Source organism: Thermosynechococcus sp. OHK43, from assembly GCF_014466085.1.
In the GTDB taxonomy this organism is placed as follows: domain Bacteria; phylum Cyanobacteriota; class Cyanobacteriia; order Thermosynechococcales; family Thermosynechococcaceae; genus Thermosynechococcus.
Map to the genome: position 1 here is coordinate 1 of NZ_JACOMP010000003.1, position 7651 is coordinate 7651.

The 7651-nt window shown below is 53.5% G+C and carries 10 protein-coding genes; 7 read left to right on the top strand and 3 right to left on the bottom strand.

Features of this window, described 5'->3' with window-relative positions:
* A partial coding sequence (locus H8Q75_RS00030; protein WP_297039292.1) for an NFACT family protein occupies positions 1-703 on the bottom strand: 703 nt, incomplete at its 3' end.
* Positions 704-793: 90 nt separating this feature from the next.
* Here H8Q75_RS00030 and H8Q75_RS00035 point away from each other — a divergent pair.
* The 5 genes from H8Q75_RS00035 to H8Q75_RS00055 all read left to right on the top strand — a co-directional run bounded on the left by H8Q75_RS00035 (position 794) and on the right by H8Q75_RS00055 (position 4099).
* Positions 794-1330, top strand: coding sequence for an RDD family protein (locus H8Q75_RS00035; protein WP_297039295.1), 537 nt, complete (start codon positions 794-796; stop codon positions 1328-1330).
* Positions 1331-1365: 35 nt separating this feature from the next.
* Complete coding sequence (rpmG, locus tag H8Q75_RS00040) at positions 1366-1560, top strand: 50S ribosomal protein L33 (protein WP_024125325.1); 195 nt, start codon at positions 1366-1368, stop codon at positions 1558-1560.
* 13 nt (positions 1561-1573) lie between these two features.
* Positions 1574-1789 (top strand): 30S ribosomal protein S18, encoded by a 216-nt coding sequence (rpsR, locus tag H8Q75_RS00045; protein ID WP_011057896.1) that lies wholly within the window; start codon positions 1574-1576, stop codon positions 1787-1789.
* Between the two features lie 559 nt (positions 1790-2348).
* Entirely contained in the window at positions 2349-3386 is a 1038-nt protein-coding gene (locus H8Q75_RS00050) for a metal ABC transporter substrate-binding protein (RefSeq protein WP_297039310.1), read from the top strand.
* A complete protein-coding gene (locus H8Q75_RS00055) occupies positions 3371-4099 on the top strand; it encodes a metal ABC transporter ATP-binding protein (RefSeq protein ID WP_051372828.1) in 729 nt (242 codons plus the stop codon). The genes H8Q75_RS00050 and H8Q75_RS00055 overlap by 16 nt, the downstream gene beginning before the upstream one ends.
* Here the strand turns inward: H8Q75_RS00055 and H8Q75_RS00060 are convergent.
* Positions 4096-4545 (bottom strand): NUDIX hydrolase, encoded by a 450-nt coding sequence (locus H8Q75_RS00060; protein ID WP_041429176.1) that lies wholly within the window; start codon positions 4543-4545, stop codon positions 4096-4098. The genes H8Q75_RS00055 and H8Q75_RS00060 overlap by 4 nt on opposite strands.
* Before the next feature lie 340 nt (positions 4546-4885).
* On the opposite strand from H8Q75_RS00060, the gene H8Q75_RS00065 reads away from it, so the two are divergent.
* Together H8Q75_RS00065 and H8Q75_RS00070 are read left to right on the top strand one after the other, a co-directional pair.
* On the top strand, positions 4886-5206 hold the full coding sequence (locus tag H8Q75_RS00065; RefSeq protein ID WP_024125329.1) for a DUF1815 family protein: 321 nt from the start codon (positions 4886-4888) through the stop codon (positions 5204-5206).
* 83 nt (positions 5207-5289) lie between these two features.
* Positions 5290-6165, top strand: coding sequence for an alpha/beta hydrolase (locus tag H8Q75_RS00070; RefSeq protein ID WP_024125330.1), 876 nt, complete (start codon positions 5290-5292; stop codon positions 6163-6165).
* A gap of 81 nt (positions 6166-6246) precedes the next feature.
* Here H8Q75_RS00070 and H8Q75_RS00075 read toward each other — a convergent pair whose 3' ends face one another.
* Positions 6247-7485, bottom strand: a complete 1239-nt coding sequence (locus tag H8Q75_RS00075; RefSeq protein ID WP_024125331.1) for a DUF4912 domain-containing protein — start codon at positions 7483-7485, stop codon at positions 6247-6249.
* Positions 7486-7651: the final 166 nt, after the last annotated feature.

Genomic DNA, 7651 nt, shown 5'->3' on the forward strand with positions numbered 1-7651 from the left:
GGTCAAACAGCCGCCGCCACTCTTCAGCGCTTAGATCCGTAGTGCGATGCTCTGGGGGCAAAGCGGCATCGGCAAGTAGTTGCTGTACCAACGCAGGACTCAAGCCCCGATAGGCCTTCAGGAGTTGCTGCCGCAGCAGTCCGGGGATCACACTCACCTGTTGTTGCCATTGCTCAAAGGGAATCTCGCTACTGGGCAGCGCTGCTGTCAGGGGGGGTGGGGGCACATAGGGCTGACCGGTGAGAATGGGCCGCAAGCGGGACTGCTGGGGGCTGACTTGGTGGGCGGCGGTAACAATTTCCCCTTCAGCGTTTACCAGTATCACGTTGCTGTACTTGCCCATGATCTCGGCATAGAGACGCCACTGCGTTGCTTCCTGCAGGCGGGGCGCAAATTCCAAAACCACAACGCGCTCCCAAGGGTTGACTAGACCAACCCGCACAAGGGCAAGGCGATTGAGTTGGGCATGAAGCTGCTGACTAAAGGTAAAGGTGTCTGGCTGGCGGGGGGGCGGTGGTTCAAAGGCAATGCGTGCCGCTTGGGGATGCCAACTGAGGGTCAGCCAACCCTGTTTTTTCAGCGTGCGTAGAGCCAAGGCAATCGTGTGGCGATCGCGCTGGTAAACCGTTTCGAGCCGTGCTGGTAGCCAATGTTGGAGATCGGCACAAACAGCACGCAGAGTAGTCAAATCAACGGGTTGCACCGTCCAAACTCCGCAGGATTTTTTGAGGGAATCGGCATCAAGCTATACTAGTCTAGCCACTCTCTGGCCTTTTGCCACCCTGTGCTTGCTATGGCACTTTCCCGTCAATATCTACCCCCCTTACCCCTGGCTCAGCCTTGGCGACGGGCGATCGCCACCAGCATTGACTTTATCCTGATCTGGCTGACGAGCGTTGTCGGTATCACACCAGCAGCAGCGATTCAGTGGGGACAACTGTTTGTCTTTGCCATCGTTTGGTGGTTACTGCGGGTGGCAATGGTCAACCGCAATAAAGGTCAAAGCCCCGGCCATTGGTTGATGAATGCGCGACTGTTGGATCAGCGGCAGCGAACACCGGATCTGCTCTCCCTCAGCAAGCGAGAACTGGTGATTGGCATCGGGGCACTGCTGACATTGGTGGGCTTGGAATCCTATGGTCCGAGTATGGCCCTCCTTATTTTGGCCCTGCCCCTAGCCGTTGACTGCAGTCTGGCGTGGATTGATGAAGAACACCGCACGCTCCACGATCGCCTAGGCGGCACAAAGGTGTATCGCTGTCGGCGCGGCTTTGCCCTCGATCGCAAGCTGATTGAATTGGTCAGCAAAATCCGCAAAGATCTGCCATAATTAGAGATCGGCTCACTGGATAGATAGGCAAGACCATGGCTAAAGCAAAAGGCGCCAGAATCATTATCACCCTAGAGTGCACAGAGTGCCGCACTAATCCGGCACAGCGATCGCCCGGTGTCTCTCGCTACACCACCACCAAAAATCGTCGCACCACCACAGGGCGGTTAGAACTGAAGAAATTTTGCCGCTACTGCAACAAACACACCGTTCACAAAGAAATCAAGTAATTAGAGGACAGCTATGGCATTTTATCGGCGACGCATTTCCCCCATTCCCCCCGGCCAACCCATTGACTACAAAGACGTGGATTTACTGCGACGCTTTATCACTGAGCGGGGAAAAATCCTACCGCGGCGGGTGACCGGTCTCACCGCCAAGCAACAGCGGCAACTGGCAGTAGCTATTAAGCGGGCACGGATCATGGCCCTCTTGCCCTTCTTGAATCTTGAAGGCTAGGAACTCGCGATCGCCAATTGGTTTTAATGGGCTGTTGTGAAGGGGTAGGTTAAAGCTTACCCCTTTATAGATATCCCGATAAAGAATGGGACAGGATCCAGCATCCTCATCCCGAATTACTCCATGAAACTCATCTGTTTTTTTCCGCTGCTGCCCCTCTGGTCGAGGGCGTAATTAATCCTGGAAATTTCTACCCCACATTCTTGGGCATGGTTGACGAAAGGGTCATCGGGGTTTGCAGCAACCCCTACCGCTAAGGCTTCCCCATCAAGTTTCCAAGGACGAAGGGGATCACCTTGGGCACTCAGTTGTCTCGTTTTCGCCAGCGATGGAGGGTGGCGCGACTGACCTAAAAGATTATAAATGACCTCATTGATTTTGCCACCTTGCTTGACCTAGGAGACAACTCCTCACGTTCTTTAAGGATTTCCGGGACGCTTCAGGGCTAATCTATTTCTCTTTGCAATATATCCCTCCCTTGCAAAATAGCTATATTTTTGCTTGCTCTCCCTGGCTACCTGTGTAAACATGAGAATGGTTATCATTCATCTGTTTCCCTATGGCTATTCAAGCACACCTTAAACGCTGGGGGCTGCTGCTAATTCTGGGGGTATTTTTGGGCAGTTGTGCCCCCCAAGCCCAGTCGCCACAGGAGCAGGAGACCTCACAGACAGAAGCGCCATTGACGATTGTGACGACTTTTTTACCCATCACTGCCTTTACAAAAGCGGTTGCGGGCGATCGCGCCACTGTCGAGCAACTGTTGCCCCCTAATGTTGATGCCCACGACTTCCAAGCCCGTCCTGAGGATGTGCGGCTTTTGGGGACGGCAAGGGTCTTGGTCAAAAACGGTCTTGGGTTGGAAACGTTCCTCGACCCCTTAATCAAGAATGCCGCCAATACAGACCTTAAAGTCATTGATACCAGTGCTGGAGTAACCCCAATTGCCAACACAAAGGGTAATCCCGACCACACCCATGATCACGACGACCATAGCCACAGTCATAGCCATGGTGAATTCAATCCCCACATTTGGCTGGATCCCCAGCGTGCTGTCCAGCAGGTAAAAAATATTCGTGATGGCCTGATTGCCGTCGATCCTGAAGGGGCTGCCATCTATGAAAAGAATAGTGCTGCCTTTATTCAAAAGTTAGAAGCACTCGATGCCCTGGCACGGGAAAAGCTCACTCCCTTTGCCGGCAAAACATTTGTGGTCTATCACGATGTGGCCCCCTATTTTGCCGAGAGGTATAACCTGAAAGCGATCTATCTCGTCGGTATTCCCGCCGTTAACCCCTCACCAGCGGACGTGCAACGGGTGATGCAGGCGGTGCGGCAAAGTGACCTGAAAACGCTCTTGACTGAACCGGGGCAAGAACAGGGCTTTGAAAGTTTAGCGCAGGATTCGGGGGCAAAAGTGAGTGTGTTTGATCCCCTAGAGCGTGCCCCTTCTGCAGCGGATCTCACCCCTGCCTATTTCCTGGGCAAGATGGAGCAGAACATTCTCAACCTTGCTGAAGCGTTTGGGGCGCAACGGCAAGCCCATCGTTCCCCTTATTCCTTGGCGGTTTTGGAATTGGCGTGGATACCCCTGTGAAGGAATACCTACTGGAGGTGGAAAACCTCTCCGTGCGGCGGGGCGATCGCTGGGTGGTGGAAAATGTCTCCTTTACCCTCGCAGCCAATACGAATATGGCCATTGTTGGTCCCAATGGGGCGGGCAAAAGTAGCCTGATTCAAGCCATCTTGGGAATTATTCCCTACCAGCAGGGACGGGTGACGCTCCTAGGGTATGGCATGGCCTATCGCCGCACACTCCCCTATGTCCGCCAACAAGTGGCTTATTTGCCACAAAACTTCCAGTGCGATCCACGCATTCCGATCACAGTGGCTGAATTTGTGGGTTTGGGCTGGGGGCAACCGACATGGCAGTGGCCTTGGCAGTACCGACAGCAGCGCGATCGCGCCATCTTTGAGAGTCTCCAACGCCTGAACTTAGAGCATCTTGCGGCGCAACCCATGAGTTCCCTTTCCGGGGGCGAAACAAAACGCGCCCTTTTGGCCTATTGCTTGGTGCAGCCCCGTCGTCTCCTGATTTTGGATGAAGCTCCCGCTGGCTTAGATCGCCGAGGTGAGCAACAGTTTTACGACCTCCTGGAGACCCTCAAGGTGAGTGAGGGCTGGGGGATTTTACAAATTTCCCATCACTTGGAGCGGGTAAGAGCAACCTGCGATCAGGTGCTGTATCTGGATCGCTCTGTCCAAGGACTAGGAACCCCCGAATGGGTGCTGCAACAATTTGCGGCCTAAAGGGCTGATTCCCTCCTAAATTGAGCAAAGAAATCAAGCAGAATCCGTTGGTGGATGGCTCCTAAGGGGCGATCTTCCCCGAGGGTTTGGGCATAGTGAACTCCAGCCACCACAGAGGCGTAGGGTACCAAGTCCATCCCCTGTCCTTCATTGAGGACTAAGGTGCCCAATTCGCAGGTTAAAGGGCCTGTGAAAATATAGCGATGTACTTGGGGATCGCCGTACTCGCCAAAAAAGGTGAAGTGGGGTGGGCAGTAGCCAATCTCCTCATAGACTTCCCGCTGAACCCCCTCGAGCGGTGCTTCTTCAGGTTCAAGGTGACCGCCAAAAAGTCCCCAGTGGCCAGCATACAGGATGTGGGGATCATCATCTCGCAGCTGCATAAGAACGCGATCGCCTTGGTAGAGAATGGCAAGGGCCACGGGAACCATCGTAGGTGCTGGCATTGTCTTGCAGAATGTGTCCTTAGGGTTAGGTTACCCTAGAAACAGGAATCTTAAAGTAAAATGAAAAGCATAGCCCTTGAGAAATATGGCAGACTGCTATTGCGACGGTAATCAAAAGGCAATCAAGGGTGAACTAGACATCAAGCTAGGCGTTTAGAGGGTATTGCCGTTCCATCCGAGCGAAATGAAAGCTACTCATACCTATAGCAAATTTTAGATTGTTACATCTTTTTCATAAGATTTTACAAATTGGTATACGGTGGCACATTCTTAAGATTGTCTTAATATTTTTCTTGGGGTTGCGCTATTCATTTACTCGTTTTCTGGAGTTAATTGTCCTATGTTTTATCGCTTAGCCGAACAACACCGCCAGTTTATTCGCGACTTGGTGCTGAACCTGCAAGCCCTAGCGATCGCCCTAGAAAATCGAGGCTACATGGCCTCCTGCTACACCTGTGGCGGTGAACTCAACAGTGCCTCCTTTATGGTCAGCTTGGCCGACAACCACCTGATTCGCTTTTTGGTTTCTGATTATGGAATTACTTGGACTGAAATGCGGGACGACCGCGAACTGATGAAACTAGAAGGGGCAGAGGCCATCAACCAACTGCAGGAACTGGCCAATCTCCTCAAGGAAGTCCGTGTCCCCACTGCGATTTAACCCTGTCGGGGCTACCCTTGCCTCTTTGTCGGTGCTAGCTTAAAAGTAGTTGGATTTCCCTTCTGCTTTGATCCTCACCCTCAATGACTGAAGTTTCCCTGAGTTGGCAACACCAGTACCTCAGCGTTAACCAAGTGCGCCTGCACTACGTCACCCAAGGCAGCGGTGATCTAGTGATTTTGTTGCACGGCTTTCCAGAGTTTTGGTACTCTTGGCGATTTCAAATTCCCGTCCTGGCTCGTCATTTCAAGGTCGTAGTGCCAGATCTGCGGGGCTACAATGACTCCGAGAAGCCTGCCCATGGCTATGATCTCGATACCCTCAGCCAAGATGTTACGGCGCTCATTCAAGAGCTGGGCTATGAACGAGCACACATTGTCGGCCATGATTGCGGTGGCCTGATAGCTTGGCATGTGGCGGCCCGCTTTCCGCAGAGGGTGCAGCATTTAGCGGTCTTGAATACCCCGCACCTCTACCCTGTGGGACTGGAACTCTGGCAGCAGGTGGAGCATTTTTGGCGCAACTGGCCGCTATTGGCCTGCCACATCCCCGGCTTAGCGGAATACTGGCTAGGGCACAATCTGCGGAGTTTTTTGCAGGATTTCTTTCAGCGCTACTCCATCCGCAAGGCGGCCTTTTCAGCAGAAACTGTGCAACTCTATCAGGCGGCTCTCGAAAAAGCGGGAGCGATCGCTGCTGTCCTCAAAAGTTATCGCCATCTTTTTTCACCCCAACAGTGGTGGCACCTACTGCAACAGCACAGGGAAGCCATTACCAGCCCCACCCTGATCCTCTGGGGCGCCGATGATCCCCTCGCCCAGCCCTGCCTTGCCAATGGTATTGAAGCGTTGATCCATGCACCGTGGCGGCTGAAATACCTGCCTGACTGTGGCCACTGGGCACAACAGGAAGTGCCAGGGCTCGTCAATCGCGAACTCCTTGCCTTTTTGCGTGCATAAAAAATCCCCCTACCCATTAGGCAGAGGGAAAGGTATTCAATTAGGTATTTAATCAGGCATTTACTGAGCCAATCAACTTCCTTAGGCGAGCCACTCCAGCACCGCTTCTTCCTTGGTATTGGTGCGGCGTTCGGGGGTTTCGCGAGTGAACTTCATGTGAATAGCGCGGTTTTGTTCCCCATCTGCCGCCACTGCCAAGATCGGGAAGTCGATGAGGCCATCTTGGAAGGACATTTGGAAGCGGAACGTGCCATCGGGATTGAGTTTGATGGGGCGCCCACCAATGGTGACGGTGGCATCTGGCTCCGTAGCCCCATAGACAATGAGTTCAGCATCCGCCACCAACCAGAATTTGCGCGGACGAATGGGAGCCGCCGAAGCTGAGAAGCCAACGCCCGACATTGTCAGACCCGAAACCGTCGGCACCGCCCATAGCCCAACTCCAGAGGGGAAGACATAGGAACTGATGGCCATTTCTGGCAACTGGGAGATGGCGCCAGGGACTTGGTGCATAGAACCAAAGAGGGAACCCGCCACCCGCTGCGCTTCTGCCCCTTCGGCCATGGCAAAGATGCCTTCATAAATGGGATTGGGTTCGGCCGTGCCTGCCAAGGGTGCCCCCAGATCAAAGAGGGTTTTGCCCCGCAGATCCATATCCCAATCCACGGTAATGAATTGATCCCAAACCCAATCTGAGGGGTAGGCGGGGGGAATATGAATGGGGGCAGAACGAGCTAGAACTAACCAGCGGCCATCGGCACAGCGATAACCAATTTCCACTACATAGTCGCGATCGCTGACGGGGATGGGCAGATACCACTCCCGCGCCAACTCATCGCAGGGGTACTCCTGAACGCTGTGGGGAATTTGGCTATCGAGGTTGATATTCGTGGCATCGTAGAGGCGTAGAGCCAGTTGCTGCCCCCCTTGCCGCCGCAATTCTTCGCGGTGCTCGTTGGGCACATCCCAATAGGCGTAGGCCCACTGGGGATCACGGGGCATGAGGACAATGCGGCTTTCACCATAGCCACCCGGCAAATCCCCAAGGCCTTCATCCACTGAGGCCAAGAGAACATCATCTTGAGTAGGACCGAGGTCAAACTTTGCGGCTTCCACTTTTTCTTGGGACTCCAGACTAGAGGGGACAGGTTGGATAGAAATGGTGGTGGTCGATCCGTTGGCTTGCGCCTGTTTTTCACGGATGGCAGCGAGGAGCTGATCTTTGCGCATACGGCTATAGCGGGATACTTGCAGTTCACTGGCCACTCGCCGCAACTGCCGCAATGTCATTTCTTCTAAAGGGGGGCGATCTTTTGGCATGGGTGCCTCCTTTGCTGGGTTGATAGACGAAGCTATCCTTTGCCCTTGATCTTTGGCAAAAAACTCGTGGGGCGTCAAGGGAATTGCCGAACACCCCTAGGGATTTATACGCAGTTTATCCCTTTGTGGGGATCAAATGTTAGGGCTTCATAACAATTCTGCTGCA

Coding starts and splice junctions, on each gene's coding strand:
- H8Q75_RS00035 (WP_297039295.1), top strand. CDS start 794: ATGGCACTTTCCCGTCAATATCTACCCCCCTTACCCCTGGCTCAGCCT.
- rpmG (WP_024125325.1), top strand. CDS start 1,366: ATGGCTAAAGCAAAAGGCGCCAGAATCATTATCACCCTAGAGTGCACA.
- rpsR (WP_011057896.1), top strand. CDS start 1,574: ATGGCATTTTATCGGCGACGCATTTCCCCCATTCCCCCCGGCCAACCC.
- H8Q75_RS00050 (WP_297039310.1), top strand. CDS start 2,349: ATGGCTATTCAAGCACACCTTAAACGCTGGGGGCTGCTGCTAATTCTG.
- H8Q75_RS00060 (WP_041429176.1), bottom strand. CDS start 4,545: ATGCCAGCACCTACGATGGTTCCCGTGGCCCTTGCCATTCTCTACCAA.
- H8Q75_RS00065 (WP_024125329.1), top strand. CDS start 4,886: ATGTTTTATCGCTTAGCCGAACAACACCGCCAGTTTATTCGCGACTTG.
- H8Q75_RS00070 (WP_024125330.1), top strand. CDS start 5,290: ATGACTGAAGTTTCCCTGAGTTGGCAACACCAGTACCTCAGCGTTAAC.
- H8Q75_RS00075 (WP_024125331.1), bottom strand. CDS start 7,485: ATGCCAAAAGATCGCCCCCCTTTAGAAGAAATGACATTGCGGCAGTTG.